Genomic DNA, 25514 nt, shown 5'->3' on the forward strand with positions numbered 1-25514 from the left:
GAACTGTAGGTCCTGGCCGGAGTTTGGCTTGTCATTGCTGCGGCTGAGGCATAATGTCCGCGCCACCTCGGGGTGCGCGCGAGCGCTGAGATGACACCCGTTGAACCTGAACCGGATCACACCGGCGGAGGGAAGGTACTGGAAAGCCTCCACCCTTGCCCAAAGCCGCAAAGGAGGATGGCATGAAACATCTTGCATTTGCAGCGGGACTGCTCGGCGCCTCGGCAGCCTTTGCCGAAACGCCTGAACTGGTCGTTTACACCTATGACAGCTTTGTCTCCGACTGGGGCCCCGGCCCGGCGGTGGAAGAAGCGTTCGAGGAAGTTTGCGGCTGCGACCTGAAACTGGTTGGCGCGGGCGACGGTGCGGCGCTGCTGGCGCGGGTCAAACTGGAAGGCGAGCGTTCGGATGCAGACGTCGTGCTGGGGCTCGACACCAACCTGACCGCGGCGGCCAAGGAAACCGGCCTGTTTGCCGAGCATTCGGTCAGCGCCGATTACGCGCTGCCGGTTGAATGGAACGACGTGACCTTTGTGCCCTATGACTGGGGCTACTTTGCCTTTGTCCATAACGCTGACGCCGCGGCGCCAGCGGATTTCAAGGCGCTGGCCGCCAGCGACAAGAAAATCGTTATTCAGGACCCGCGCTCTTCGACCCCTGGTCTGGGTCTGCTCTTGTGGGTGAAGGCCGCCTACGGCGAAGAGGCGCCGGAGATCTGGAAGGGTCTTTCCGACAATGTCGTGACCGTGACCAAGGGCTGGTCCGAGGCCTATGGCATGTTCCTGGAGGGCGAGGCTGACATGGTTCTCTCCTACACCACCTCGCCTGCGTATCACCTGATTGCGGAGGAAGATGGCTCCAAGGCGGCGGCGGCCTTTGATGAGGGCCATTACATGCAGGTGGAAGTTGCCGGCAAGCTGGCAAACAGCGACCAGCCGGAGCTGGCGGACCAGTTCCTGGCCTTCATGGTGTCGGATGCGTTCCAGTCGGTCATCCCGACCACCAACTGGATGTATCCGGCGGTGACACCGGCGGCGGGTCTGCCGGAAGGATTCGACACCCTGATCGCGCCGGAGAAATCGCTGCTGCTGAGCGAGTCTGAAGCGGCAGAGGTGCGTGACGCGGCGCTGGGCGAATGGCTGGACGCGCTCAGCCAGTAAGCGCCTTTCCCGGGATCAGTGCAGCCCTGCTGGTGGCTGCTCTGATCCTGGGAACGCTGAGGGCTGTGGTCCTCAGGGCGGAGGCCGGCACCGGGTTTGGCGCCAGTGACTGGGCCGCGCTGCGGTTCACGCTGACCCAGGCAAGCCTGTCGGCGCTGTTGAGCGTCGGTCTTGCCATTCCCGTTGCCCGCGCGCTGGCGCGGCGGCGGTTTCCCGGGCGGAGCCTGTTGATTGCCCTGTTGGGCGCGCCGTTCATCCTGCCTGTGATTGTTGCCATTCTTGGTTTGCTGGCCGTCTTCGGCCGGGCGGGCTGGCTGAGCCAGGGGCTGATTTCCCTCGGGTTAGAGCCTGTTCAGATCTATGGCCTGCACGGGGTGGTGCTGGCGCATGTGTTTTTCAACCTGCCGCTGGCGACCCGGCTGATTTTGCAGGGCTGGCAGGAGATTCCCGCCGAACGCTTCCGCCTGGCGGCGCAGCTGGATGCCGGGCCGCTGGCGATGTGGCGGCTGCTGGAAGGGCCGATGCTGCGGCGGGTGGCGCCCGGCGCGCTGGCGGTGGTCTTTGCCATCTGCCTCTCCAGCTTTGCCGTGGCGCTGACCCTGGGCGGCGGCCCGAGGGCGACGACGATCGAGCTCGCCATATATCAGGCCTTCCGCTTCGATTTCGACCTGGGCCGGGCCGCGCTGCTGTCGGGCATGCAGCTGGTGCTGACCGGGGCAGCCGCGCTGGTGGCGCTGCGGGTGTCGGCGGGGGAGGGCTTTGGCGCCGGGCTTGACCGCGCGGTGCGGCGCTGGGACGGGCAGGGGGCGCTGGCGCGCGGATTGGACGGGTTCTGGATTGTCTTGTCGGCGGCGTTTTTGCTGCTGCCGCTGGCGGCGATTGTGCTGGCGGGTCTGCCGGGGCTGGCTGCTTTGAAAGGCTCCGTTTGGCAGGCGGCGGGCAACTCGATTCTGGTTGCCGCGCTCAGCACCGTGATTCTGCTGATGCTGGCCCTGCCGATGGCCGCTGCGGCTGCTGCCGGGCGCAGCGGCATCGCCGAACTTTCGGGTATCCTCGGCCTTGCGGCCTCGCCGCTGGTGATCGGCACCGGGCTGTTCATTCTGATATATCCCATTGCGGACCCTTTTGCGCTGGCGCTGCCGGTGACGGCGCTGGTCAATGCGGTAATGGCGCTGCCCTTTGCCATGCGCATTTTGGTTCCGCGCTCCCGGGAGGTGCTGGGGCGCTATGGACGGTTGTCGCTGTCGCTGGACATGCGGGGCTGGGCCTTTGTCCGGCGGGTTTACCTGCCGCGGATGCGGGCGCAGACGGGGTTTGCCGCCGGGCTGGCGGCTGCGCTGTCGATGGGCGATCTTGGGGTGGTGGCGCTGTTTGCCGACCCGGATTTCGCAACGCTGCCGTTGCAGATCTACCGTTTGATGGGGGCCTACCGGATGGAAGCGGCTGCGGCTGCGGCGCTGCTGTTGCTGATTCTGTCGATGGGGGCATTCTGGATCTTGGACCGCGGAGGACGCTGGCATGCTGAGGCTTGAGACCTGCAGGATCATGAACGGCGATTACGCGGTGGAGGCGGATCTGGAGATCAGTCCCGGCGCTTGCGTTGCGGTGATCGGACCGTCAGGTGCCGGGAAATCCACGCTGGTGGAGGCGGTTGCCGGTTTTCTGCCGGTCACCCGGGGTCGGATTTCGTGGAACGGGTCGAACCTGACGCACAGGCCGCCGGGCAAGCGTCCGGTGGCGATGCTGTTTCAAGACGGCAACCTGTTCCCGCATATGACTGTGGCGCAGAATGTGGGCTTGGGGCTGCATGCGAACCTGCGGCTGAGCCAGACGGAGTGGAGCCGGGTGGACGCGGCCTTGGAACGGGTCGGGCTTGGCGGCATGGGCGCGCGCAAGCCAGCGGCGCTGTCGGGCGGCCAGCAGAGCCGGGTGGCCTTGGCGCGGGTGCTGGTGCAGGGGCGCGATATTCTGCTGCTGGATGAGCCCTTTGCGGCACTTGGGCCGGCGCTGAAGGCAGAAATGCTGGACTTGGTGGCGGAGCTTGCCCGCGAGAACGGGGCGACGGTGCTGATGGTCAGCCATGATCCGAATGATGCCCGCCGGATCGCTGATCAGGTGGTTCTGGTGGCGGAGGGCAGGGCTCACCCGCCGCAACAGACGGCGGAGCTGCTGGACAACCCGCCGCCTGCCTTGAAGGCGTATTTGGGATGAACCATGGCTGGGCCGCTTGAGGCCCGGCCTGCGCCTGCCTGCTCCCGGGCGGGCGCAGGCCTCTGTTTTATGCGGCCGGCGCCGTTTCCCGCGTTTTGGTGATCATCAATGCGGCACTGGCGGCTTCGTTGCCTTTTTGAACGAAATGCTCGCGGTAGATGGCCACGTGATGATCGGTTTCCTGGAAATGGTGCGGGGTCAGCGAGACCGACAGCACCGGAACGCCGGTGTCCATGCCTGCCCGCATCAGACCGTCGACCACGGCCTGGGCCACAAAGTCATGCCGGTAGATGCCACCGTCGACGACTAGCGCAGCGCAGGCGACGGCGGCGTATTTGCCGGTCCTGGCCAGCTCCTGTGCCAGCAGCGGCATCTCGAAGGCGCCGGGTGCGTCGAACACGTCGACCTGATCCGCCGGGATCAGCTGGAGGAAGCCTTCCAGCGCGCGGTCGACAATATCTGCGTGCCATTGCGCCTTGATGAAGGCATAGCGGGTGTGTGTCATGTAGTAATCTCCTTGTGTGTCTGACACGTCACCCAAGGCGATCACGAACAGACGGGCGTACGCCTGGCGCCGCCCTTCTGCACGTTCTCTTTCATCCGGACTGTGACCGTCGGCTCTGGAGTTGCACCAGATCTGCTGACACTTCCGAAACCTCGGAAGCCGCTCGCGGGCTTGCGGGACGTGCCCGCTTACCGCCGGTGGGGAATTCCGCCCCGCCCTGAGAACGCCGGGACTGTGGCAAGCGGCGGAAATTCCTGCAAGCGGGAATTGCGGCACGGTGTCAGGTCTCGACCAAGTCGTAGTGCTTGATGGTGCGCGACTCGACCAGCTCAGCTTCGGCGGGGTCGATGTGCGGGCTGGTGTAATCCTCGCCCACGAAGGCCTTGAGGGAGGCCAGGTCCTTCCAGACCATGACAAAGCTGAATTCTCGCGGGGTCTCGGCGCGCGGCGCGCCGGGCAGGACAGAGACGATGCCGTCTGTGCCTTTCATCAGCGGGATTGCTGTTTCATGGAAGAACTTGCTGAACTCGGCTTCCTTGCCGGGGCGGATGACAACCTGGAATATTCGCATGATCATTGGGGGTCTCCTGCGACTTGTTACACAGACCCAGTTTAACACAGTGCGGTGATTGCCCCTTCCCCTCAGGCCCGCTTGCATTAGGCTGCGGCCAAACAGCGGAGGATTTTCCATGAGGCTCACCTATTCCCAAGCATCACCCTTTGCCCGCAAGGTCGTTGTGCTGCTGCATGAAACCGGGCAGGCGGACGATGTTAAAATCTTTGATGTCACCACCACGCCCTTGAAGCCCAGCCCGGATGTGAAGGCCAGCAACCCGCTGGCCAAGATCCCGGCGCTGGAGCGCAATGACGGGCCGGCGCTGTATGACAGCCGGGTGATCTGCGCCTATCTGGATGAGCGCGCGGGCGGCAAGCTGTATGGCCGCGGCTGGGACAGTAAGGTGCTGGAAGCAACCGCTGACGGGATCATGGATGCGGCCGTGCTGATGTCCTATGAAAAACGGCTGCGCCCAGAAGAAAAGCAGTGGGACGGCTGGCTGGACGCACAGCAGAGCAAGGTTCTGGGCGGCTGCGCGGCGCTGAATGCGCGCTGGATGAGCCATCTGCGTGGGCCGTTGGATATCGGCCAGATCGCGGTGGCCTGCGCGCTGGCCTATGTGGACTTCCGCCACCCGGATACAAACTGGCGCCAGGGCAACGAGCCGCTGGCTGAGTGGTTTTCCGAGTTCGAATCGCGCCCGTCGATGCAGGCGACAAAACCGCCTGCGGCGTGAGCCCAGCCTCTTGAAACGGACGGGTGCCGCAACGATATGGGTGCGGCACTGTCACACAGGCGTGACAGAATCGCCGTCTGCGGCTTTCTGCGCGCCCATGACCGCTGGACGAACGGCTCTCTCCCCGCTAGACACGCGCCAGAGTCACTGCGAGCAATCGCGGTGCATGCGCATGTTTGCCCTAAACGGGCGCTGGAATTGGAGAAAACCTCGTGTCCCACGCAGAAGACCACGAAGGAACCCGGAGAGATTTCCTCTACTACGCCACTGCCGGCGCCGGGGCAGTGACCGCGGGTGCCGCCGTATGGCCCCTGGTCAACCAGATGAACCCCTCCGCCGACGTTAAAGCGCTGTCCTCGATCCTGGTCGATGTCAGTGGCGTGGAAGTAGGCACGCAGATTTCGGTCATGTTCCTGGGCAAGCCGGTGTTCATCCGCCGCCGCACCCAGGAAGAGATCGAGGCCGCACGTGCCGTGGAGCTGTCCGAGCTGATCGACCCGCGGTCGGAAAACCCGAACAAACCGGGCACCGACGCGGCGGACGTGAACCGCACCATGGACGACGCCGGCGAATGGCTGGTGATGATGGGTGTTTGCACCCACCTCGGCTGTGTGCCGCTGGGCGACGGTGCCGGCGAATTCAACGGTTGGTTCTGCCCCTGCCACGGCTCGCACTACGACACCGCAGGCCGCATCCGCAAAGGTCCGGCGCCGGAGAACCTGCACGTGCCGGTGGCTGAGTTCACCGACGCCAACACCATCAAGCTGGGATAAGGAAACGCGCTCATGTCCGGTATTCCGCACGACCATTACGAGCCGAAGACAGGCGCAGAGAAGTGGCTGCACAGCCGCCTGCCCATCGTCGGCCTGATCTATGACACTATCATGATCCCCACCCCCAAGAACCTGAACTGGTGGTGGATCTGGGGCATCGTCCTGGCGTTCTGCCTGGCGCTTCAAATCGTCACCGGCATCGTCCTGGTGATGCACTACACCCCGCATGTCGACATGGCGTTTGCCTCCGTCGAGCACATCATGCGCAACGTGAACGGCGGCCATATGCTGCGCTACCTTCACATGAACGGCGCTTCGCTGTTCTTTGTTGCTGTCTACATCCACATCTTCCGCGGCCTGTACTACGGCTCCTACAAGGCGCCCCGCGAGATCACTTGGATTGTCGGCATGCTGATCTACCTGCTGATGATGGGCACCGCCTTCATGGGCTACGTGCTGCCGTGGGGTCAGATGTCCTTCTGGGGCGCCACCGTGATCACCGGCCTGTTCGGCGCGATCCCGTTCATCGGCGAAGCAATCCAGACCTGGCTGCTGGGCGGCCCGGCAGTGGACAACTCCACCCTGAACCGCTTCTTCTCGCTGCACTACCTGCTGCCCTTCGTGATCGCAGCGCTGGTTATCGTGCACATCTGGGCCTTCCACACCACGGGCAACAACAACCCCACCGGTGTTGACGTGCGCAAAGGCTCCAAAGCCGAAGCGGAGAAAGACACCCTGCCGTTCTGGCCGTACTTCGTGATCAAGGACTTCCTGGGCCTGGCCGTTGTGCTGGTTGTGTTCTGGGCGATTGTCGGCTTTATGCCGAACTACCTGGGCCACCCGGACAACTATATCGAAGCCAACCCGCTGGTGACCCCGGCGCACATCGTTCCGGAATGGTACTTCCTGCCATTCTACGCGATCCTGCGTGCCTTCACCTCCGAGGTCTGGGTTGTGCAGTTCGCCTCCTTCATCACCGGCGGCATCGTGGATGCGAAGTTCTTTGGCGTGATCGCCATGTTCGGCGCGATCCTGGCGATGGCTCTGGCGCCCTGGCTGGACACCTCGCGGGTCCGTTCGGGCCGCTACCGTCCGATGTTCAAGTGGTGGTTCGCGCTGCTGGTGATCGACTTCTTTGCCCTGATGTGGCTGGGCGCGATGCCGGCGGAAGAGCCCTATGCATCGTTCTCGCTGATCGCATCGGCCTATTGGTTCGGCTACTTCTTCGTGATCCTGCCGCTGCTGGGCGTGATCGAGAAGCCGCTGCCGCAACCGGCGACCATCGAAGAGGATTTCGAAGCCCACTATGGCAAGAAATCTTCTGCTGAAGCCACTCCTGCCGAGTAAGAAGAAGGAACACCTAGCAATGTTCAAGAAACTGGCAACCGGTGCCGCCTTCGCTCTGGCCCTGATCCCTGCTGCGTCTTTCGCAGCAGGCGGGGCAGGCCACATCGAAGACTATGACTTCTCCTTCGAGGGTCCGTTCGGCACCTATGACCGCAACCAGCTGCAGCGCGGCCTGCAGGTCTACACCGAAGTTTGCGCAGCCTGCCATGGTCTGAAGCTGGTGCCGATCCGCACCCTTTCGGACGAAGGCGGCCCGCAGATGCCCGAAGATCAGGTGCGCGCTTACGCAGCTGATAACTTCAGCGTCTACGATCCGGCACTGGACGAAGACCGCCCGGCCAAGCCGGTCGATCACTTCCCGGAAAACAACAACGCCGGCGCTCCGGATCTCAGCATGATGGCCAAGGCGCGCGCGGGCTTCCACGGCCCTTACGGCCTGGGTCTGAACCAGCTGTTCAAAGGCATGGGCGGTGCCGAGTACATCGCCTCGCTGCTGGCAGGTTACACCGGTGAGACCAAGGAAGAAGCAGGCACCACCTTCTATGAAAACACCGCCTTCCCGGGCGGCTGGATCTCGATGGCGCCGCCGCTGTCGGATGAGCAGGTGGAATACGCCGACGGCCACGCCAACGACGTGGAAGCCATGTCGCAGGACGTCGCGGCCTTCCTGATGTGGACTGCCGAGCCCAAGATGATGGCACGCAAGCAGGCCGGTTTTGTCGGCGTGCTGTTCCTGACCGTGCTGTCTGTGCTGCTGTATCTGACCAACAAGAAGCTGTGGGCGCCGGTTAAGGGCAAAGAGTGATCCCTGGCTGGCTGACAGCTTGAAACAACGAACCCCCGCAGAGTTCTGCGGGGGTTTATTTTTCTTGAGGGCGCGGCCCGGCAGTTTACGCCAGCGGGCTGACCGTCAGGTGGGGGAGGCCGTTTGAGGTCTTCTGCGGCGAGCGGTCGTCTGCATTGATGACTGCCGACACCCGGTGGCGCCAGGACGAGAAGCTTTCGAATTGGACCACATCGACGGGCGCGTCGAACTGCAGCGTGACCCGCCGGAGGCCGCTGCTGCCGCAAGCGGCGAGGCCGTGGACATAACCGGTGAACGGCTGTCCCAGGTAGCGGCCTTCGACCCGCATGCCGACCTGAAGCTCCGGCGCGTTGGACGCGCGCGCAGAGAGAGTGTTCCAGTCGCGGAAGCCATAATACTGAGCGATCCGTTCCAGGGCGGTGCTATGGCTGAGGGGCTGGCCCTGAGTCTCAGAATGCTTGCGCAGCAGGCGTGCTTCGGCCTTGAGTTGCGGAACGTTTGGAAGGGCAGAGTGTGTCTGCATGGATGTACCTTTCGCAAAAGGGTGCATATGCCGTTGCAGACAGGGCTCGCGTTGCTGTCCGGGCGCGCACCCAGGCGTCAGGATAAACCTTATCCGGATTTCACCATGGCCAGAGGCCGCGAGCGGCAGGTATCCGGGACCTTGGCTTGGTCATAGCGTGGCCTGAGCCGGGGCGCAAACCATCAAAGACTGGGCCTGCCGGGGCAGTTGCGCCTGCGCCACTCCTATCGTGCGGGAACTTTTGCGCCTCGCTTCCTGTCTGTGACACGCTTGACGGAGTGCAGGGCAGAGGCGCACCCTTTAAAGGTTGTATATTTTTTACGAGTGGGAGGAGTTGCAATGTCCGGTCAATCGAATGCAGAGATCCTGCGCGAGGCCATGGACCGCTGGAACGCCTGCAAAGCGGGGGATCTGGCTATGTGGGACGATTACACCAGCGAGGACATGTGCCTGCGTTCGCTGGCGGAGGGGGGGGCACGGTCTGGATTTCAGTGCGGCGCGGAACGGGCGTGAGGAACTGCGCAGCTATTTGTCCGAATTGACCAGCGCATTCGAAATGGAGCATTGGACGCTGGAAGAAACGGTTTCAGAAGGCGACCGGGTGGTGGGGCTGGGCACCACTGCCTGGACTTGCAAGGCCACTGGCAAGCGCGTGGAGACTCATATCGCCGTAGTGTGCCGGTTCCGGTACGGGCGTATTTGCGAACTGCATGAATTCTACGACACGGCGTCGGTGGCAGCTGCTGCCTGCTAAAATGAGCAGGGCGTTGATCAGGCCGTCAGCTGGCTGCCTGTCACGCCGGTAATGGCGGCGGTAACGATCTGGCCTTCGTCCTGCGGTTCCGTGAACGCCACCTCGGTGAATTGCTCGGTGCGGCCCATGTGCGGGTTTTCCATCAGGATACGGTGGATCTTGCCGACCTGTCCGGCCAGATGGCGGGAGACCTGGGCATCGCCGGCAGCCCGCAGACGTGCGGCGCGGTCCTTGATGATGTTGCCGTTCACCTGGCTGGGGATTCTGGCCGCCGGGGTGCCCTCGCGCTTGGAATAAGGGAAGACGTGCAGCCAGGTCAGATCGCAGTCTGTGACCAGTTTCAGCGAGTTCTCGAAATGCGCATCGGTTTCGGTCGGGAAACCCGCGATGATGTCGGCGCCAAAGGTCATTTCCGGGCGCAGCTTGCGGGCCTCCTCGCAGAAGGCGATGGCATCGTCGCGCAGGTGGCGCCGGGCCATGCGCTTGAGAATCAGGTCGTCGCCGTGTTGCAGCGACAAGTGCAGATGCGGCATCAGCCGCGGCTCGGTGGCGATCGCCTGCATCAGGTTCTCGTCCGCCTCGATCGAATCGATGGAGGAAATGCGCAGGCGCGGCAGGTCCGGCACCAGCTTGAGGATCCGCATCACCAGGTCGCCCAGGCGCGGCTGGGCGGGCAGATCGGCGCCCCAGGAGGTGAGGTCCACTCCGGTCAGAACCACCTCGTTATAGCCCTTGTCCACCAGCCGCTTGATCTGGTCGATCACCACGCCTGCGGGAACAGAGCGGGAGTTGCCGCGGCCGTAAGGAATGATGCAGAAGGTGCAGCGGTGGTCGCAGCCGTTCTGGACCTGCACATAGGCGCGCGAGCGGGTGCCGAAGCCGTCGATCAGATGGCCAGCGGTCTCGGTCACTGACATGATGTCGTCGACCTGGACTTTTTCCGTGGTGCCGATGAAGTCCGGGCCTTTGGCGATCTGCTGCCAGGTTTCCGGCTGCATCTTCTCGGTGTTGCCGATGACGCGGGTGACCTCTTCCATGGAGGCGAAGGTCTCCGGCTCGGTCTGGGCGGCGCAGCCGGTCACGATGATCGGTGCCTCGGGGTTTTCGCGGCGCAGCTTGCGGATCTCCTGGCGCGCCTTGCGCACGGCCTCCGCCGTTACCGCGCAGGTGTTGACCACGACGGCATTCTCGAGGCCCGCCTGCTGGCTCAGCTCCTTCATCGCTTCCGTCTCATAGGCGTTGAGGCGGCAGCCGAGAGTGGTGAACTTTGGGACGCTCATGCCAGTGATTCCAGAAATTCACGAGTGAAGGTGCCGTCAAAGACATGCATGGTGGGGCCGGTCATCCAGACACCGTCCTCGGCCCAGTCGATCCACAGGGTGCCGCCATCCAGGTCGATTTGCACTTTGCGACCCGTCAGCCCGCGCCGGGCGGCTGCTACGGCCGTGGCGCAGGAGGAGGAGCCGGAGGCCAGTGTCACCCCCACACCGCGCTCCCACACGCGCATGCGGATGCGGTCGGGGCCGGTCACCTGCGCGACCTGCACATTGGTGCGCTGGGGGTAGAGCGGGTGGTGCTCGTAGCGGTGGCCGAATTCCTCCAGCGGAATGACCTCTGCGTCCTCGACAAAGAAGGTGCAATGCGGATTGCCCATTCCGGTGGCAGTGGGTCCGCCCTCGATCGGCAGCTCCAGCGTGTCCGCTTCCTCGGCCAGCGGAATGTCTTGCCAGTCAAGCTGCGGCGCGCCCATGTTGACGGAGGTGAGGCCATTGCCGGCATCGCGGGCGTAAAGATCGCCGCGGCCGGTGGTCAGGTGCAGCTCGGGCTTGCCGCTTTCCAGGATCAGGTGGCGCGCCACGCAGCGGGTGGCATTTCCGCAGGCGCCGGAGGTGGAGCCATCGGCATTGTAGAAGGTCAGATGCGCGTCGCCCTTGCCGTTTGAAATCACGGTCAGCTGGTCGAACCCGACGCCGAACTGGCGGTGGGCGATTCCCTTGGCCATTGCCGGAGTGATGGCAATGTCCTGCGCGCGCGCGTCGACAACGACGAAATCGTTGCCCAGCCCGTGCATCTTCATGAAGGGGAGTGCGGTATCTGCGGAGGTGCTCATGGCGGGCATATAGACCCGGCGCAAAGATGAATCCAGCCTTCGGCGAGAAAAGTTGAAAAAAGGGGTTGACCCCCCGCGCTACTCCCCCTAGATACGCCGCCTATCGGGACAGCGCGACACACGCTGCCAAGCAGTTCCGAAGCGAAATAAGTGCTTGAACCTTCTGGGAAAAACACTTAGACCGCGACGAAGAAGTGGGCCGTTAGCTCAGTTGGTAGAGCAACTGACTTTTAATCAGTGGGTCGCAGGTTCGAATCCTGCACGGCTCACCACTTCCTCCCAAAAACACCGCTGAATACCTTTAAGACGCTGATCCCCTTCGGGATTCCTGCGGCCCTCCGGATGTGCATACCGGCGTTTACAAGAGAATTGGCGAAGCCCTCCCCCTTTCGGTTAAAAACGCTGGGTGTTTGAGCTCGCTTCAGCCAAGTTCGCTTCCTGCTTTGAGGCAGCAGCGTGCTTCAACGGGGCAGTGCAACCGGCGGAACTTCGGCGGAGGCGCCGATGGTCTGTGCATGGGTTAGGAAATTCAACTCGTTAGGTGCCGTAAGCAGGGTTTACAGGCTCATTGTTTGTGGGTCTGACTAGGCGGGAGGCCATACCAAAGGGATATTCAGATGGGTGAGGTTATGTTTGCTCTGCCGGCGACGCCGGTGATTCCGGTTGCCCGGGAGGCCGCAGGCTATTCCGTCGGGCGGGTGTTTTGTGTCGGACGCAATTATGCAGCACACGCCGCTGAGATGGGAAACGAAGTTGATCGGGAGGCCCCCTTCTATTTCACCAAGGCGGCGGTCAATGCGGTGCTGTCAGGTTCGGAGGTGCCTTATCCGCCGGGCACGGAGAACTTCCATTATGAAATGGAGCTGGCCGTGGCCATCGGGGCGCCGGTGTTCCGGGCGTCACCGGAGGAAGCCCGGGATGCGGTTTTCGGCTACGGCTGTGCGCTGGACATGACCCGGCGTGATCTGCAGATCCGCGAACGGCAGAAACAGCGGCCCTGGGATCTGGGCAAAGACCTGGAGAACGGCACAGTCCTGGCACCGCTGACCCGGGCGGCAGACTGGGGCGGCCCGGAGAAGCAGCGGATCTGGCTGGAGGTGAACGGGGAGACCCGGCAGGATGCCACGCTGGAGGAAATGATCTGGTCGGTGGAGGAGATCATCTGCCATCTGTCAGGGTTTTACCATTTGCGCCCCGGGGACCTGATTCTGACCGGCACGCCTGCCGGGGTAGGCCCGGTGCAAGGCGGCGACCGGATGCGCGGCGGGATTGACGGGCTTGTGCCGGTAGAGCTGTCCCTGACTGCAGCGGAATGACGCAAGGCTGGACAGCAAACGAATATTGTTGCTTTGCGGTGGTTTCAATATGTATCAATTTGAATGTGATTGCGGGAGCTTCGTAACATATCAAGCGGAGAATCTGCTTGCGGCAAGAGCCGGCAGGCAGATTTCATGAGTAAAAAATGCATAATCTGCTGTTGATGGTTACAAACGCACCTAATAGCAGGGAGGCAGCCGGTTCGATAAACGAACCTTTTGCGGGGCTCTGACGGCAGAAATGGAAAGATAATCGCTGGTTTCCGCAGCAAAGTTGCGAAGGCGGGAAACCGGCAAGGGATGAGGTCAAAGGGAGGACGATATGACCACTCGGAGAAAGCTACTGGGCGCCGTTGGCGCGGCAGCTGTTGCAGCATTCTGCGCGGCACCGGCATTTGCGCAGGAGGTGACACTGAAGCTGCACCAGTTCCTGCCGGCGCAGGCGAACGTGCCGAAACTGATCCTGGATGTCTGGGCGGACAACGTCGAGGAATCCTCGGGCGGGCGCATCAAGGTTGACCGCTTTCCGTCGATGCAGCTGGGCGGCAAGCCGCCGGAGCTGATGGACCAGGCCATTGACGGCGTCGCTGACATCGTCTGGACCGTGGTGGGCTATACCCCGGGCCGCTACCCCTCGACCGAGGTGTTTGAGCTGCCGTTCATGATGACCAACGCACGCGCCGTGTCGCATGCCTATTGGGAAATGTTCGACAAGCACATGAAGGACACCGAGTTCAAGGATGTGAAGATCCTGGGCACCTGGGTGCATGGGCCGGGCATGATCCATACCGCCGATCCGGTGGAGACTCCGGAAGACCTGGAAGGCATGAAGATCCGCGGCGGCGGCCGTTCGGTCAACGCGCTGCTGACCGAACTGGGCGCGACGCCGGTGGGCATGCCGGTTCCGGCGATCCCGGAGGGCCTGTCCAAGGGCGTAATCGACGGCACCACCATTCCGTGGGAAGTGACCGCGGCGCTGAAGGTTCCGGAGCTGGTGGAGAACCACACCGAGTTCACGGGCAAGGCGCTTTATACTCTCACCTTCGTTCTGGCGATGAACAAGGAGAAGTACGAGAGTCTGCCGGATGACCTGAAAAAGGCCATCGACGACAACTCCGGCCTCGAGTTCTCGGTCTTTGCCGGCGGCACCCAGGCGGATTCGGACGGTCCCTCGCGCGAGATGGCGCTGGACCTGGGCAATAACGTCATCACCCTGGACGAAGACCAGACCGCCATCTGGCGCGAGCGTGCGCAGCCGATCTATGACCAGTGGATCGCTGACATGAAGGAAAAGGGCATCGACGGTGCTGCGCTGATCGAAGAAGCCAGCGGGCTGATCGAGAAATACACGCCGCAGTACCAGTAAGGCGTTTGAATTGATAAAGGTGAAGGGCCGCGCGGCATTGGCACTGCGGCCCTTTGCATACCGGAACAAGGCAACTGAACCATGCACAAGCTCATGATGCGGCTGGCCAAATCAATGGCCTACCTGGGCGGTGCGGTCCTCACACTTCTGATCATTCTGACATGTGTTTCGATCGCTGGGCGCTTGCTCAACGGTTTCTTCCATGGCGATTTGATGGAGCGGATTGCACCAGGGTTTTCGAAATGGATGACGAGCTGGGTCGGGCCGGTGAACGGCGACTTTGAGCTGGTTGAGGCCGGTGTGGCCTTTGCCATCTTCGCCTTCCTGCCGTTGTGCCAGATCACGGCGGGCCATGCCTCGGTCGATGTGGTGGCCAATGCGTTTCCGCGCGGCGTGAAACGGTTTCTGCGGATGGTGACAGAGGTGGTTTTTGCCGCGGTTCTGGTGCTGATCGCCTGGCGGCTGGCGGACGGTCTTGCAGGTAAGTATTCCAATGGCGAGACCTCCTTCCTGCTCGAATTTCCGATCTGGTGGGCCTACGCCATCAGCCTGGTGGCAGCCGTCGTGGCGGCCATCGTGGGCACTTACATGGGTGCGGTGCGCACCATCGAATTCTTTACCGGCCGGATCCTGATCTGGGACGGCGTGGAGGGTGAACAGTGACGGCTCTTGAAATTGGCATCGCCTCCTTTCCGGTTTTGATGATTCTGATCTTTCTGCGGGTGCCGATCGGACTCTCGATGTTTCTGGTCGGCCTTGGCGGGCTGATCTGGGTGACAGATGGCACGCAGGTCGCGTTCGGGCGGCTGAAAAGCGAGACCTATACGACCTTTTCCTCTTATTCGCTGACCATTGTGCCGATGTTCCTGCTGATGGGGCATTTTGCGACGCTGGGGGGCATGTCCACCGCGCTGTTCAAGGCAGCCGAAGGGTTCCTGGGCCACCGCAAGGGCGGGGTCGCCATGGCGGCCATTGGCGCCTGTGCGGGCTTCGGCGCGATCTGCGGCTCATCGCTGGCGACCGCGGCCACCATGGGCCGGGTCGCGCTGCCGGAGCTGAAGCAATACGGTTATGCCGGCGGTTTCTCCACCGCGACGCTGGCGGCGGGCGGCACGCTGGGCATCCTGATCCCGCCCTCGGTCGTTCTGGTGATCTATGCGATCCTGACAGAGCAGAACATCGCCAAGCTGTTCCTGTCGGCCTTCATCCCCGGCCTGCTGGCAGCGCTGGGTTATGTGATTGCGATTTCGATCTATGTGCGCCTGTTCCCGGAAAGCGCGGGCACCCGTCCGCCGGTTCCAATGCGCGACCGCTTTGCCGCGCTGTTCCATGTCTGGCCGGTGCTGCTGGTGTTTGGTCTGGTTGTCGGCGGTATCTACCTGGGCTGGTTCACCCCGACCGAAGGCGCGGCCGTGGGGGCCTTTGGCACCGGCTTCATCGCCTGGACCAATGGCGGGCTGAACCGCGAGACGCTGGCGGACAGCTTCCTGGTGACGGCGCGTTCCACCGCGATGATCTTCTTCATCGTGCTGGGCGCAGGCTTCTACAACGGGTTCCTGGCACTGACCAAGGTGCCGCAGGAACTGGCGGACCTTGTAGTCAGCCAGGGCCTCAGCCCCTGGATGGTGCTGGCGCTGATCCTCGCCTTCTATCTGGTGTTCGGCTGTCTTATGGACTCGCTTTCGATGATCCTGCTGACCATCCCGATCTTCTTCCCGGTGATTTCTGCCTTGGACTTTGGTCTGCTGTCCCTGCCCGCGATGCAAGCGGATGCCGCGATGGAGGTGCTGAAGGCCGGCGTGCCGGAGGGGATGGGGGCAGAGATGCTTGCCTCGATACAGGATGCCATCGCCACAGGTGCCGAACTGACCCGTGAGCAGATGAAGGAGCTGGGCATCCGGGTGACCGAAGGCCGGGTGAACCGGATCGAGGCGGAGTATGTCGCCATCTGGTTCGGCGTGCTGGTGCTGATCGTGGTGGAGGTTGGCCTGATCACCCCGCCGGTGGGCATGAACCTGTTCATCATCAACGCGATGGACCGCAAGACCAAGATGATCGACACCTACAAGGCGGTCATGTTCTTTGTCGCCTCCGACCTGATACGGGTGGTCATCCTGGTGGCCTTCCCGATCATCACGCTGCTGCCGCTGATGCTGATGCAGTAACGCGCTGCCCTCTCCCGCCCCGCGCGGGGGAGGGCTGGCTGCCGGATCTGATCCAGTGCCGCTACCGCGCCTGTTTGTTGACGCAGCGGCGCTTAGGGTCCGTGCCGTTTGATACCGCGGACTCGCGCCGGTAGGATCCAAATGAAGAAATATGCAGGGCGGCAGGAAATGGCAGGGCAAGACGCATTCGTTTATGAAATCCGTGTGGGCTGGGGCGATTGCGACCCGGCGCGGATTGCCTATACCGGGCGGCTGCCTGCCTTTGCCTTGGAAGCGATCGACGCCTGGTGGGAGCATCACCTGGACGGTGACGGCTGGTATCAGATGGAACTGGACCGCGGCACCGGCACGCCGTTTGTGCATATGAGCATCGACTTCCGGTCCCCTGTTACGCCCCGCCACCGGCTGATGTGCGAAGTTTGGCCGGCTGCTTTGGGCAGCAAGTCGGTGACTTTCCGGGTCAATGCACGGCAGGACGGGGTGCTGTGTTTCGAAGGCAAATTTATCTGTGTCTTCATCGCCCCTGAGACCTTCACCGCCAAATCCGCACCGGAAGACTACCGGGCGGTGATCGAGGCGCAACTGCGGCCCGAGTAGGGCCGGTCAGCGCAGCCAGCCATCAGAGAACGCCACCGCGCTGACACCTGCAAACCGCGCCACCCGGTCCAGCTCCGCCTCCAGCCGCCTGATGCGGGCCGCGCCCCATTTCACGCCCCTCTCCGGCCAGACGGCGGTCACGCGCAGCAAGTCTGCGTCGCGGTCTGCTTTCATGTCGATGCGGCCCGCAAGGCGTTCGCCCTCCAGCAGCGGGAAGACATAATAACCGTATTGGCGTTTGGGGGCGGGGGTGAAGACCTCGATCCGGTAGTGAAAGCCGAACAGCCTGTCGGCCCGCTTACGGTCGCGCAGGGCCGGATCAAAGGGGCTGAGGACCCGCATCCGGCCCGGCGCCGGACCTAGATCCGCCGCCGCTTCGATGGTGCCAGGACGGCTGAACACCTTGCGCAGGTTGCCGTCCGCCCGCTCAATTTCGATCTCTTCCAGCTCGCCCCGGCGCAGTTGTTCCACACACCAGGCCTTGGCTTCCGCCGGAGAGGCCGTGTCCCAGAAGGCGGCGAGCTCTCCCGGTGTGGCAAAGCCCAGCCGGTCCAAGGCGGCAGAGCACAGCCAGTTGACCGTCGCCGCTTCATCGCAGAGGGCGCCGGGGAGCAGATGCTCCTCGATCACCCGCTCCGTCAGGTCATAGCGTTTCTGAAACCCTTCGCGCCCCACCACCGTCAGCGCACCAGAGCGCCAAAGATATTCCAGCGCGGTTTTGGACGGGTGCCAGTCCCACCAGCCGCCAGAGCCCTTTTTCTCGTCCTTGCCAACATCGGAAGAGTTGACGGGCCCGTGATCGCGGACGTGGTTCAGCACGGTTTCAAACTGCGCCTCGAACCCGTCGCGCCGCCAGTTGCGCCAGCGTTTGCGCAAGAGCTCGGTGTCGCGCTGAAACCTGAGATGCCAGTGCGGGTAAAACGCCATCGGGATCATCGCGGCGTCATGGGTCCAATGCTCAAACAGCCCGCGGTCCAGCTCGTAAAGCCGTTTGAGGTTTTGCGCCCGGTAGCCCGGCCGGCGGGAATAGAGGATCACGTCATGGGCGCGCGCGACGGTGTTGATGCTGTCGAGCTGCACGAAACCCAGGCGCCTAATCAGGTCCAGCAGATCCTGGCCCTTGGCTGGACCCGCGGGCTTTTCCAGCAGCGCGTGGCGGTCCAGGAACAGCCGCCGCGCGCTTTGGTTGCCAAGCCGCCGCAGCGCCATCAGCGCCGTTTCAGCGTATCGCCATAAGAGATGGTCGGGGTCAGTGTGACGTGAGTCTCGATCTCCGCGTCCGGATCCTCCAGCTGCGCGGCAATGATCTCAGCCGCCTTGCGGCCGATTTCGAGGCGGCAGGCATCCATGGTGGCAAGCTTGCGCGGCAACCCCTGCAGCAGCTCGACGCCGTTGAAACCGGCAAGGCCGATTTGGCCGGGCACGTCGATGCCCTGATCCAGCAGGTACAGCAAGCCGCCTGCACCGATCATGTCGTTGGAATAATAGAGGAAATCCAGTTCCGGAGAGCGCTCCAGCATGGCCTGGGTCATCTCGCGCCCCTTGGCCAGGGCCGAGCCGCCGGAATAGAACTCGCGATCCTCGATCTCCACACCTTCCTTGGCCAGCGCCTCGGTAAAGCCTTCGAAGCGTTTGCGGGCGCGGTGGTCGAGTGGCATCTTGGTGCCCATGAAGCCAATGTGCCGGTAGCCCGCCTTGAGGATCGCCTTGGCCATCTCGCGTCCCGCGCGGCGGTGGGAAATGCCGACCATCGCGTCCACCGGCTTGCCGTCGGTGTCCATGATCTCCACCACAGGGATGCCGGCGCTGTTCAGCATGGCGCGGGCGGCTTCGGTATGCTCCAGCCCCGCGATGATCACGCCGGAGGGGCGCCACGAGAGCATCTCGTACAGCACCTTTTCCTCTTTCTCGGGCTGATAGTCGGTGACGCCGACAACCGGCTGCAGCTCGGTGTTTTCCAGCACCTTGTTGATGCCGGTCAGCACCTCGGGGAACACCATGTTGGACAGCGACGGGATAATCACCGCCACCAGGTTCACCCGGTTCGAGGCCAGCGCACCCGCAATCTTGTTGGGCACATAGCCCAGTTCCTTGGCGGCGCTCAGCACTTTGGTGCGCGTCTTCTCCGACACGTCTCCGCGGTTGCGCAGCACGCGGCTCACGGTCATTTCGGAAACACCGGTCGCCTCTGATACATCGCGAAGGGTGAGCGGGCGCTTGCTGTCCGTTGTCACGTTATTGAGCCTCTTGTTACTGCTGTATTCAGGTTAGCGCAGACATCTGCTGCTGCACAATGGAAACTGCGCGGCAAAACGGCTGCTGGCACGGTCCATCCCATTGTGATCGCAGGATGGATTTGCTATCGCGTAAAAACGCGCGGCCCCGTGGCTCAACTGGATAGAGCAGCCCCCTCCTAAGGGGCAGGTTGCAGGTTCGAATCCTGCCGGGGTCGCCAATTTCTGCAATCAAAAAACGGTGGGTTCAGTTTTGAATTCCTTGGCCGGCTGACCTTTGTTGGTTCCAACGACGCTACCGGAAGCTGGATGCGCCCGCCAAGCAAACTTGGCGTGTCCGGGAGATTATGATCAAGAGGATGGTTCCGGAAAGCCGGACGCCGCGCGGGTGGTGCTGGGTAGCTCGCCAAAGCGCGCGCGGTAAAGCTGGGAAAACCGGCCCAGGTGGGAAAAGCCGCTGTCATATGCGATGCTGCTGACCGGCGTCCCGGCAGGGCGCGACAGCAGCAGGTAGCGGGCCAGATCCAGCCGCAGGTCGCGCAGGTATTCCACCGGGCTCAGGCCGAAATGCTGGCGGAACCCGGCTTGCAGTGTGCGGATGCTGCAGCCGGCCGCGGCGGCAATGGCAGTGACGGTCAGCGGCTCAGCCGCGTTAGCGTGGATAAAGTCCTGCGCACGGCGGATCTGCAGGCTGCTGCCCTGCGGCGCGCGCGGGGACAATAGATGGCGGATATTGCTTTGCTGGTGGGTCAGCAGGCCTAGGATCAGCTGCTCCTCGATCACCTGCTGCTGCATCGCGCTCCAGTGGCCGAAACCGGCCCGGGCGTCGGTGGCGCGGACACAGGCGATGAATTGCCGGGTCCAGCTCTGCAGAGGCCCGGTGCCGAGTGGTGCCGCAGTGTCAAAGACCACCGGCTCGGACAGTGGCAGCCCGGCTGCACGCTCGGCGAACCCGTGCAGTGCGTCCCGCTCGATTTGCAGAAGCAGCATCTGGCAGTCGGCGTGCCAGGTCATCCGGGTTGCCCGGGTCGGGTTGAGAACGGTGGCCTGGCCGGTGTGCGAGTCCACCGCTGCGGCGCCGTTGGCGACTTGGGCGGTGCCGCAGAGGGGCATTTGCACCAGATAGAAGTCCCTCAGTTCACCGGGGTCGATCTGCACGGCGGAGCCATAGCTCAGGTAATTGAGAGACAGGCTGCCCCCGGGCACATGATTGTGGCGGGTGCCGAGGCCACGGGTCCTGCCGGCAGGCCGCAGGCGGTGGTCGCAGAATTTCTGCGCCACCAGCGCGCGGGCCTCGTCAAGGTCGCGGCTATTAAATTGCCGCCACGCGCGCAAAGGCTCGTGCTTCTGTGATGGCTGCTGCCGGGTCATCCGCGCAGCCTAACACGGTTCTGAAATCAGGCAATCGCGCGCGTCTGCGCTATTTTGCGCATTCTGGATAATCCTTTTCCACTGCTGCCCCTAGGCTCGGTGATTGAGCGATAAGGGAGGAAACTATGGCTCTGGATCAGGGAATCACCAAGGCGGCCGGCGGGCTGGAGGGCTTGTCCTGGAATGTCGTCGGGCACACCTATACGCCCAAGCTGCACAGCGAGAACGCCTTTATCTGGCACGCGGTCGTTCCGGACGGAACCTTTGTGCCGCCGCATGTGCATCCGACCCAGGATGAATGGATCACCATGCTGGACGGCACGCTGGACGTCGAGTTCAGCGGTGAGGTTTACCAAGCCGGGCCGGGCGACACGGTGCGGATGCCGATGGGGGTAGCGCATGGCATCTTCAACCGTTCAGGAGCAGAGGCTACCTGCGTTTTCGGGGTGGCGCCGTCGCGCAAGCTGTTCGAGCTGTTCTCTGCGCTGGACGGGGTGACTGATCCGGAAGAGCTGGTGCGGCTGTCGGCATTGCACGAGGTCGATTTCCTGCCGCCGCCGTCGGAATAAGGGAGGCGGACATGGTGAAACGCAAGACGGTCGCCGTAATCGGCGGCGGGGTGAGCGGGCTGGCTGCGGCCAAGGCCTTTGCCGAAAAGGGGCATCAGGTTCTTGGCTTCGAACGCAGCCACGATCTGGGCGGGGTGTGGGAGCCTTCGCGATCCTACCCGGGGGTGCAAACGCAATCGCCCAAGGACCTGTACTGCTATACTGACCATCCGATGCCGGAGGATTACCCGGAATGGCCCAAGGGCCCGCAGGTGCATGCCTATTTGCATTCCTATGCGGACAAGCATGATCTGCACCGGTTGTTCCAGCTGAACACCAATGTGTTGGAGATGGACCGGCGCCCGGACGGGCAGCCGGGCTGGCGGCTGGTGATCGAGACAGGCGGCGAAACCCGGGCGCAGGACGTGGATTTTGCCGTAGTCTGCACCGGGCAGTTTTCCGAAAAGAACATCCTTACCCATCCCGGGCAGGAGGCCTTCACCGCGCAGGGCGGGGAGGTGATGCACTCCTCTGAGTATCTGGATCCCGAACATGCGCGCGGTAAGCGGGTTGTGGTGCTGGGCGGCTCCAAATCCGCGACCGACGTGGCGGTGAATGCGGCGCAGAACGGCGCCAGGCAGGTGCATCTGGTTTACCGGCAGAATGTCTGGCGGGTGCCGTATTTTGTTGGCGGCATCAACTTCAAGAAGCTGCTCTACATGCGGGCGCAGGAGGTGCAGTTCAACGGCTGGGGCCGCAGCTGGCTGCACAGGGCCTTCTATGGTTTGGCGAAGCCGCTGATCTGGGCCAATTTCCGTGGATTAGAGACGCTTTTGAAGCTGCAGCTGGGGCTGAAGAAGTGGGACATGGTGCCCGATATTCCGATCGAAAAGGATGTCTCCTGCTCGGTGCCCATCGTCACGCCGGGACTGTTCGAAGGCTTCAAGGACGGCTCGATCCTGCCGCACCGCACCACCTTCTCGCATTATGACGATGACCAAATTGTGCTGGAAAATGGTGAGCGTATCGGCGCTGATCTGGTGATCTCGGCGGTCGGTTGGAAGCTGGGTATTCCCTATCTGGCCCAGCGGCATCTGGACAAGCTGATCGAGGCGGACGGCCAGTACCGGACCTACCGCCTGGCGGTGAACCCGGATCTGCCGGAAATGGGCTTTGTCGGCTTCAATTCCAGCTTCTGCACAATTCTGTCGGCGGAGATGGTGGCGAACTGGCTCGTCCGCTATGCCGACGGCAAGCTGGCGCGGCAGCCTTCGCGGGCAGAGATGGAGAACAATATCCAGATGATGCTCGACTGGCGGCGCAAGGAGCGTCCGGCGGCGCAGATCTATGGCGGGCTGTGCTCGGCGCCGTTCCATTTCAAGCATTTCGATGAGCTGCTGATGGATATGGGCGCGACGCAATGGAAACGCTCGAATCCGTTGGCCGAGCAATTCGCGCCGCCGGACGCCAGTGCCTATGGCCGGTTCCTAGCAACGGCACCGCAATACAGGGCGGCCTGAGGTCTGCCCCTGCGTCTGCCGGAAACGGCGGGCGCACATGCCTAACAGGGCACGTTATCTTGCCCCTGCCGTCAGCTGTTTTTCGAGTGAGGGGGAATGGTGCCCAGGAGAGGACTCGAACCTCCACGTCCATACGGACACTAGCACCTGAAGCTAGCGCGTCTACCAATTCCGCCACCTGGGCAGGTGTCGTGAGGAGGGCGTATAAGCGGAGTCGCTGGCAGCGTCAAACGGAAAATGTGCGTCCTTGGCGATTTTCCTGAAAAACTGCCCGGTGATTGTTTTCTCATGTGAATCCAGTGCGTTGACGGGTCCGACCGGATTCTCGCCTTTGAGGAATTCCGGGTGCCGGTTTGATCCTGCGCAAAGTGGCGGATTCGCAAAAGGGGCATAGGAAAGTCATGAAACAGATTGACCGCCTCCAAGCCCTTGGGTTGTTCGACAGCCGGGTGCCCCGCTACACCTCTTACCCGACCGCGCCGGTGTTCTCTGCAGCCGTTGGTGCCGCGGAGCAGGCCCGTGAGCTGCAGGCACTGGATCCGGATGTGCCGGTTTCGGTCTACCTGCACATCCCGTTCTGCGAGCGGCTGTGCTGGTTCTGCGCCTGCCGCACTCAAGGCACCCAGACGCTGAGTCCGGTGGAGAGCTATATCGGCACGCTGGAGCAGGAGCTGAAGCTGGTGGCGCCGCTCTTGCCTAAGGGCTTGCGGATGGGGCGGATGCATTGGGGCGGCGGCACGCCGACCATCCTGCCTCCGCACTTGATCCACCGGCTGGCACAGGCGGTGAAGGCTGTGTTTCCGCATACTGACGATTGGGAGTTCTCGGTCGAGATTGATCCCACCATGGTCGACCGGGACAAGATCGCAGCGCTGGCGGCGGAAGGTATGAACCGGGCCAGCATCGGTATTCAGGACTTTGACCCGCTGGTGCAGCAGGCGATCGGGCGGGCGCAGCCGTTTGAGGTGACCAGGGCTTGTGTCGAGGATCTGCGCGCGGCGGGGATCAATTCGCTGAATGCCGATCTGGTCTATGGTCTGCCGCATCAGACGCAGGCGCGGATGGCGGACACGGTGGAGAAGGTGCTGAGCCTGAACCCCGACCGGCTGGCGCTGTTCGGGTACGCGCATGTCCCGTGGGTGGCCAAGCGGCAAAAGCTGATAAAAGAAGAGACACTGCCCGGCGATCTGGCGCGGTATCATCTGGCCGGGCTGGCGGCGGAGAAATTTGCAGAGGCGGGCTTTACCGCGATTGGCATCGACCATTTCGCCAAACCCGGCGACGGGCTGGAGGCGGCGGCCCGCACCGGCCATCTGCGGCGCAATTTCCAGGGCTACACGGACGACACTTGCCCGACGCTTATCGGGTTCGGTGCGTCCTCGATCTCCCGCTTTGCCGGGGGCTACATCCAGAACGCCGCCGCAACACCTGCCTATGTGCAGCGGGTTGAGGCCGGGCAGCTTACTGGCGCGCGCGGCCATGTGATGAGCCAGGAGGACCTGCTGCGCGGCCGTGCCATCGAGATGCTGATGTGCGAGTTCCGGCTGGACCGGGCAGAGCTGCGGCAGCGCTTTGGGGATCTGGCGGCAAGCTTGGATGCAGATCTGGCGCAGATCGCGGCCCGCTTTGGCGATCTGGTGAGCTTGGACGCGGGAGCGCTGGAGATCCTCCCCGAGGGCCGTCCGCTGACCCGGATCGTTGCCAGCAGCTTTGATGCACATGTGCCCGAAGGTGTGCGTTACAGCAGGGCGTCCTGAACCGCGAGCGGCGTGCTCCCGCCTTTTCAAGAGCCTCCTGCCGGAGGCCCCTCACAGTTGGGCGTGGCGCTGTGCTGGCGCACAGCGCGGCCATCCTCATCACCTGGCTCCGCTCGCCAGCACCGGGTTAGGGACTGCAGGTGCAGCGCCTTGGTGCGGTTTGCCTTAGAGGCGGGTTTGACCGGCCAATAATCGGAAGAGCCGTTCAAGGCAGGCGTGTCTTTGAACGGCTATTGACGGGACAGGCAGCGCAGCTGCCGGGCCCAAGGCCGCGAAGGAGTTCCGGCGCAGCCGGGGCACCTGCGGGCGCGGGAGTACGCCCCTTTTTCCTAGCGTCAGCCGTCTTTCACCAGCCGGAATCCCAGATAGTCCGGCGGCAGCCCGACCGCACAGCCGCCGACGCTGGCATCCCGGATGAAATCGATCACCACCGCCCGGTGGCGGCCGCCGGTGATGCGGGCGCTGCAGTAAGGATCGCCCAGCTCCAGGCTGCCGTCCTTGCGCACCTCGCCGTTCTGCATGCAGCCGCCGGTCCATTCCCAGATGTTACCGCCGAGCCCGCTGAGGCCGTTGCTATTGGCGCTGGGCTCGCTTTTCGGGTCTTGAGCAGGTCCCGGCAGGCCGCGCAGCGTGACGCCGCGGGCGTATTGGCGCAGCCAGCGCTGGGCCGGGTCGCCGCCATCCGTCTCAACCGCCTCGTCGCCAAAGATTTCGGCCGCAGCGAGCTGCCATTCGGCTTCGTCCGGCAGCCGCCAGCTCTCTCCGGTTTCCTTGGAATACCATTGAGCATAGGCAGTGGCGTCGTGCCAGCTGACATGGGTTTGCGGCTGGCTGCCTTCTGCCGGGGTGCTGTCCGCTTCCTTGCAGGCGCCCGCTGCCACGCAGGCCGCATAATCCGCGCCTGAAACCTGATGTTTCATGATTTCAAATGCCGCAACAGGCCGCCGCTGTTCCGGCGGCACCACGCTTTTGCCGTTGCGGTGAAAGTTTCCGATCGGGCGGTAGGCGATTGTGTCTGCAGCGATAGACACGGTTTCGGCCTGCGGCGCCGGTTCCTTGACGGCGGAATACCAGAACCCCGGCAGGCCAATGGCGGCGGCAAGCCCGGCGGCAATCAGCTCAACTTTCATGTCTGCGTTCCTTCAAGGCAAAAATGGGCG

Annotated in this window: 26 protein-coding genes, 3 tRNA genes and 2 riboswitches; of the genes, 19 read left to right on the top strand and 10 right to left on the bottom strand. The window is 63.1% G+C overall.

Annotated elements, in window-relative coordinates; all coding sequences use genetic code 11:
- The first annotated feature begins 58 nt into the window (after nucleotides 1-58).
- Nucleotides 59-150, top strand: a riboswitch (TPP riboswitch).
- A gap of 32 nt (nucleotides 151-182) precedes the next feature.
- From thiB to AC5STI_RS14100, 3 genes are read left to right on the top strand one after another with little or no spacing between them, the layout of a single operon-like run.
- On the top strand, nucleotides 183-1160 hold the full coding sequence (thiB, locus tag AC5STI_RS14090) for a thiamine ABC transporter substrate binding subunit (RefSeq protein WP_495447118.1): 978 nt from the start codon (nucleotides 183-185) through the stop codon (nucleotides 1158-1160).
- The gene (locus AC5STI_RS14095) at nucleotides 1136-2692 is read left to right on the top strand and encodes a thiamine/thiamine pyrophosphate ABC transporter permease ThiP (protein WP_495447119.1); all 1557 of its coding nucleotides are present in this window, start codon (nucleotides 1136-1138) and stop codon (nucleotides 2690-2692) included. Before thiB ends, AC5STI_RS14095 begins: the two co-directional genes overlap by 25 nt.
- Nucleotides 2679-3371: a thiamine ABC transporter ATP-binding protein gene (locus AC5STI_RS14100; protein ID WP_495447120.1), complete on the top strand. Its 693-nt coding sequence runs from the start codon at nucleotides 2679-2681 to the stop codon at nucleotides 3369-3371. The genes AC5STI_RS14095 and AC5STI_RS14100 overlap by 14 nt, the downstream gene beginning before the upstream one ends.
- Nucleotides 3372-3438: 67 nt before the next feature.
- Here the strand turns inward: AC5STI_RS14100 and AC5STI_RS14105 are convergent, their stop codons facing one another.
- The gene (locus AC5STI_RS14105; protein WP_495447121.1) at nucleotides 3439-3876 is read right to left on the bottom strand and encodes a 6,7-dimethyl-8-ribityllumazine synthase; all 438 of its coding nucleotides are present in this window, start codon (nucleotides 3874-3876) and stop codon (nucleotides 3439-3441) included.
- A 79-nt stretch (nucleotides 3877-3955) separates the two neighbouring features.
- Nucleotides 3956-4105, bottom strand: a riboswitch (FMN riboswitch).
- A 51-nt stretch (nucleotides 4106-4156) separates the two neighbouring features.
- Complete coding sequence (locus AC5STI_RS14110) at nucleotides 4157-4453, bottom strand: antibiotic biosynthesis monooxygenase family protein (protein WP_495447122.1); 297 nt, start codon at nucleotides 4451-4453, stop codon at nucleotides 4157-4159.
- Nucleotides 4454-4565: 112 nt separating this feature from the next.
- Between AC5STI_RS14110 and AC5STI_RS14115 the strand changes: the two genes are divergently transcribed.
- The 4 genes from AC5STI_RS14115 (at nucleotide 4566) to AC5STI_RS14130 (ending at nucleotide 8093) form a co-directional block, all read left to right on the top strand.
- Complete coding sequence (locus tag AC5STI_RS14115) at nucleotides 4566-5168, top strand: glutathione S-transferase (RefSeq protein WP_495447123.1); 603 nt, start codon at nucleotides 4566-4568, stop codon at nucleotides 5166-5168.
- Nucleotides 5169-5380: 212 nt separating this feature from the next.
- Nucleotides 5381-5941, top strand: a complete 561-nt coding sequence (petA, locus tag AC5STI_RS14120) for a ubiquinol-cytochrome c reductase iron-sulfur subunit (RefSeq protein WP_490399438.1) — start codon at nucleotides 5381-5383, stop codon at nucleotides 5939-5941.
- 12 nt (nucleotides 5942-5953) lie between these two features.
- Nucleotides 5954-7288 carry a cytochrome b gene (petB, locus tag AC5STI_RS14125; protein WP_490399439.1) on the top strand — a complete coding sequence of 445 codons (1335 nt, stop codon included), beginning with the start codon at nucleotides 5954-5956 and terminating at the stop codon, nucleotides 7286-7288.
- A gap of 19 nt (nucleotides 7289-7307) precedes the next feature.
- Nucleotides 7308-8093 (top strand): cytochrome c1, encoded by a 786-nt coding sequence (locus AC5STI_RS14130; protein ID WP_490399440.1) that lies wholly within the window; start codon nucleotides 7308-7310, stop codon nucleotides 8091-8093.
- Between the two features lie 85 nt (nucleotides 8094-8178).
- On the opposite strand, the gene AC5STI_RS14135 is transcribed toward AC5STI_RS14130, so the two are convergent.
- Nucleotides 8179-8616, bottom strand: a complete 438-nt coding sequence (locus AC5STI_RS14135; protein WP_495447124.1) for a glyoxalase superfamily protein — start codon at nucleotides 8614-8616, stop codon at nucleotides 8179-8181.
- A 339-nt stretch (nucleotides 8617-8955) separates the two neighbouring features.
- On the opposite strand from AC5STI_RS14135, the gene AC5STI_RS14140 reads away from it, so the two are divergent.
- Nucleotides 8956-9129: a hypothetical protein gene (locus AC5STI_RS14140; RefSeq protein ID WP_495447125.1), complete on the top strand. Its 174-nt coding sequence runs from the start codon at nucleotides 8956-8958 to the stop codon at nucleotides 9127-9129.
- Nucleotides 9130-9145: 16 nt separating this feature from the next.
- Nucleotides 9146-9370, top strand: a complete 225-nt coding sequence (locus AC5STI_RS14145) for a nuclear transport factor 2 family protein (protein WP_495447126.1) — start codon at nucleotides 9146-9148, stop codon at nucleotides 9368-9370.
- A gap of 17 nt (nucleotides 9371-9387) precedes the next feature.
- Here AC5STI_RS14145 and mtaB read toward each other — a convergent pair whose 3' ends face one another.
- A complete protein-coding gene (gene mtaB / locus AC5STI_RS14150; RefSeq protein ID WP_495447127.1) occupies nucleotides 9388-10650 on the bottom strand; it encodes a tRNA (N(6)-L-threonylcarbamoyladenosine(37)-C(2))-methylthiotransferase MtaB in 1263 nt (420 codons plus the stop codon).
- The gene (dapF, locus tag AC5STI_RS14155; RefSeq protein WP_475053055.1) at nucleotides 10647-11489 is read right to left on the bottom strand and encodes a diaminopimelate epimerase; all 843 of its coding nucleotides are present in this window, start codon (nucleotides 11487-11489) and stop codon (nucleotides 10647-10649) included. Before dapF ends, mtaB begins: the two co-directional genes overlap by 4 nt.
- 187 nt (nucleotides 11490-11676) lie before the next feature.
- Here dapF and AC5STI_RS14160 point away from each other — a divergent pair.
- From AC5STI_RS14160 to AC5STI_RS14185, 6 genes are all read left to right on the top strand, one after another.
- Nucleotides 11677-11752 (top strand) — tRNA-Lys (locus tag AC5STI_RS14160).
- A 345-nt stretch (nucleotides 11753-12097) separates the two neighbouring features.
- Nucleotides 12098-12796: a fumarylacetoacetate hydrolase family protein gene (locus AC5STI_RS14165; RefSeq protein ID WP_495447128.1), complete on the top strand. Its 699-nt coding sequence runs from the start codon at nucleotides 12098-12100 to the stop codon at nucleotides 12794-12796.
- A gap of 322 nt (nucleotides 12797-13118) precedes the next feature.
- Complete coding sequence (locus AC5STI_RS14170) at nucleotides 13119-14162, top strand: TRAP transporter substrate-binding protein (protein ID WP_490399445.1); 1044 nt, start codon at nucleotides 13119-13121, stop codon at nucleotides 14160-14162.
- 81 nt (nucleotides 14163-14243) lie between these two features.
- The gene (locus tag AC5STI_RS14175; protein ID WP_495447129.1) at nucleotides 14244-14825 is read left to right on the top strand and encodes a TRAP transporter small permease; all 582 of its coding nucleotides are present in this window, start codon (nucleotides 14244-14246) and stop codon (nucleotides 14823-14825) included.
- Nucleotides 14822-16327, top strand: coding sequence for a TRAP transporter large permease (locus AC5STI_RS14180; RefSeq protein ID WP_475048707.1), 1506 nt, complete (start codon nucleotides 14822-14824; stop codon nucleotides 16325-16327). The genes AC5STI_RS14175 and AC5STI_RS14180 overlap by 4 nt, the downstream gene beginning before the upstream one ends.
- 168 nt (nucleotides 16328-16495) lie before the next feature.
- Entirely contained in the window at nucleotides 16496-16924 is a 429-nt protein-coding gene (locus AC5STI_RS14185; RefSeq protein WP_495447130.1) for an acyl-CoA thioesterase, read from the top strand.
- A gap of 6 nt (nucleotides 16925-16930) precedes the next feature.
- On the opposite strand, the gene AC5STI_RS14190 is transcribed toward AC5STI_RS14185, so the two are convergent.
- Both AC5STI_RS14190 and AC5STI_RS14195 read right to left on the bottom strand, forming a co-directional pair.
- Complete coding sequence (locus tag AC5STI_RS14190) at nucleotides 16931-18133, bottom strand: winged helix-turn-helix domain-containing protein (protein ID WP_495447131.1); 1203 nt, start codon at nucleotides 18131-18133, stop codon at nucleotides 16931-16933.
- Nucleotides 18133-19158, bottom strand: coding sequence for a LacI family DNA-binding transcriptional regulator (locus AC5STI_RS14195; RefSeq protein ID WP_421052924.1), 1026 nt, complete (start codon nucleotides 19156-19158; stop codon nucleotides 18133-18135). The genes AC5STI_RS14190 and AC5STI_RS14195 overlap by 1 nt, the downstream gene beginning before the upstream one ends.
- Nucleotides 19159-19302: 144 nt before the next feature.
- On the opposite strand from AC5STI_RS14195, the gene AC5STI_RS14200 reads away from it, so the two are divergent.
- Nucleotides 19303-19379, top strand: a tRNA-Arg gene (locus tag AC5STI_RS14200).
- Between the two features lie 130 nt (nucleotides 19380-19509).
- Here the strand turns inward: AC5STI_RS14200 and AC5STI_RS14205 are convergent.
- Nucleotides 19510-20529 carry an AraC family transcriptional regulator gene (locus AC5STI_RS14205; protein ID WP_495447132.1) on the bottom strand — a complete coding sequence of 340 codons (1020 nt, stop codon included), beginning with the start codon at nucleotides 20527-20529 and terminating at the stop codon, nucleotides 19510-19512.
- A 125-nt stretch (nucleotides 20530-20654) separates the two neighbouring features.
- Between AC5STI_RS14205 and AC5STI_RS14210 the strand changes: the two genes are divergently transcribed.
- Both AC5STI_RS14210 and AC5STI_RS14215 read left to right on the top strand, forming a co-directional pair.
- A complete protein-coding gene (locus AC5STI_RS14210; RefSeq protein ID WP_495447133.1) occupies nucleotides 20655-21098 on the top strand; it encodes a cupin domain-containing protein in 444 nt (147 codons plus the stop codon).
- Between the two features lie 11 nt (nucleotides 21099-21109).
- The gene (locus AC5STI_RS14215; protein WP_495447134.1) at nucleotides 21110-22597 is read left to right on the top strand and encodes a flavin-containing monooxygenase; all 1488 of its coding nucleotides are present in this window, start codon (nucleotides 21110-21112) and stop codon (nucleotides 22595-22597) included.
- Between the two features lie 97 nt (nucleotides 22598-22694).
- Here the strand turns inward: AC5STI_RS14215 and AC5STI_RS14220 are convergent.
- Nucleotides 22695-22781: transfer RNA gene (locus AC5STI_RS14220), tRNA-Leu, on the bottom strand.
- Between the two features lie 217 nt (nucleotides 22782-22998).
- On the opposite strand from AC5STI_RS14220, the gene hemN reads away from it, so the two are divergent.
- Complete coding sequence (hemN, locus tag AC5STI_RS14225) at nucleotides 22999-24354, top strand: oxygen-independent coproporphyrinogen III oxidase (protein WP_495447135.1); 1356 nt, start codon at nucleotides 22999-23001, stop codon at nucleotides 24352-24354.
- A 335-nt stretch (nucleotides 24355-24689) separates the two neighbouring features.
- Here the strand turns inward: hemN and AC5STI_RS14230 are convergent, their stop codons facing one another.
- Complete coding sequence (locus AC5STI_RS14230; protein WP_475048723.1) at nucleotides 24690-25484, bottom strand: formylglycine-generating enzyme family protein; 795 nt, start codon at nucleotides 25482-25484, stop codon at nucleotides 24690-24692.
- Between the last annotated feature and the right edge of the window lie 30 nt (nucleotides 25485-25514).

The organism is Leisingera sp. CC-HEC096 (genome assembly GCF_059429235.1).

Coding starts and splice junctions, on each gene's coding strand:
- AC5STI_RS14190 (WP_495447131.1), bottom strand. CDS start 18,133: ATGGCGCTGCGGCGGCTTGGCAACCAAAGCGCGCGGCGGCTGTTCCTG.
- dapF (WP_475053055.1), bottom strand. CDS start 11,489: ATGCCCGCCATGAGCACCTCCGCAGATACCGCACTCCCCTTCATGAAG.
- mtaB (WP_495447127.1), bottom strand. CDS start 10,650: ATGAGCGTCCCAAAGTTCACCACTCTCGGCTGCCGCCTCAACGCCTAT.
- AC5STI_RS14135 (WP_495447124.1), bottom strand. CDS start 8,616: ATGCAGACACACTCTGCCCTTCCAAACGTTCCGCAACTCAAGGCCGAA.
- AC5STI_RS14140 (WP_495447125.1), top strand. CDS start 8,956: ATGTCCGGTCAATCGAATGCAGAGATCCTGCGCGAGGCCATGGACCGC.
- AC5STI_RS14100 (WP_495447120.1), top strand. CDS start 2,679: ATGCTGAGGCTTGAGACCTGCAGGATCATGAACGGCGATTACGCGGTG.
- AC5STI_RS14185 (WP_495447130.1), top strand. CDS start 16,496: ATGGCAGGGCAAGACGCATTCGTTTATGAAATCCGTGTGGGCTGGGGC.
- AC5STI_RS14165 (WP_495447128.1), top strand. CDS start 12,098: ATGGGTGAGGTTATGTTTGCTCTGCCGGCGACGCCGGTGATTCCGGTT.
- AC5STI_RS14230 (WP_475048723.1), bottom strand. CDS start 25,484: ATGAAAGTTGAGCTGATTGCCGCCGGGCTTGCCGCCGCCATTGGCCTG.
- AC5STI_RS14130 (WP_490399440.1), top strand. CDS start 7,308: ATGTTCAAGAAACTGGCAACCGGTGCCGCCTTCGCTCTGGCCCTGATC.
- thiB (WP_495447118.1), top strand. CDS start 183: ATGAAACATCTTGCATTTGCAGCGGGACTGCTCGGCGCCTCGGCAGCC.
- AC5STI_RS14105 (WP_495447121.1), bottom strand. CDS start 3,876: ATGACACACACCCGCTATGCCTTCATCAAGGCGCAATGGCACGCAGAT.
- AC5STI_RS14215 (WP_495447134.1), top strand. CDS start 21,110: ATGGTGAAACGCAAGACGGTCGCCGTAATCGGCGGCGGGGTGAGCGGG.
- AC5STI_RS14115 (WP_495447123.1), top strand. CDS start 4,566: ATGAGGCTCACCTATTCCCAAGCATCACCCTTTGCCCGCAAGGTCGTT.
- AC5STI_RS14170 (WP_490399445.1), top strand. CDS start 13,119: ATGACCACTCGGAGAAAGCTACTGGGCGCCGTTGGCGCGGCAGCTGTT.
- AC5STI_RS14095 (WP_495447119.1), top strand. CDS start 1,136: ATGGCTGGACGCGCTCAGCCAGTAAGCGCCTTTCCCGGGATCAGTGCA.
- hemN (WP_495447135.1), top strand. CDS start 22,999: ATGAAACAGATTGACCGCCTCCAAGCCCTTGGGTTGTTCGACAGCCGG.
- AC5STI_RS14210 (WP_495447133.1), top strand. CDS start 20,655: ATGGCTCTGGATCAGGGAATCACCAAGGCGGCCGGCGGGCTGGAGGGC.
- AC5STI_RS14205 (WP_495447132.1), bottom strand. CDS start 20,529: ATGACCCGGCAGCAGCCATCACAGAAGCACGAGCCTTTGCGCGCGTGG.
- AC5STI_RS14110 (WP_495447122.1), bottom strand. CDS start 4,453: ATGATCATGCGAATATTCCAGGTTGTCATCCGCCCCGGCAAGGAAGCC.
- AC5STI_RS14175 (WP_495447129.1), top strand. CDS start 14,244: ATGCACAAGCTCATGATGCGGCTGGCCAAATCAATGGCCTACCTGGGC.
- petB (WP_490399439.1), top strand. CDS start 5,954: ATGTCCGGTATTCCGCACGACCATTACGAGCCGAAGACAGGCGCAGAG.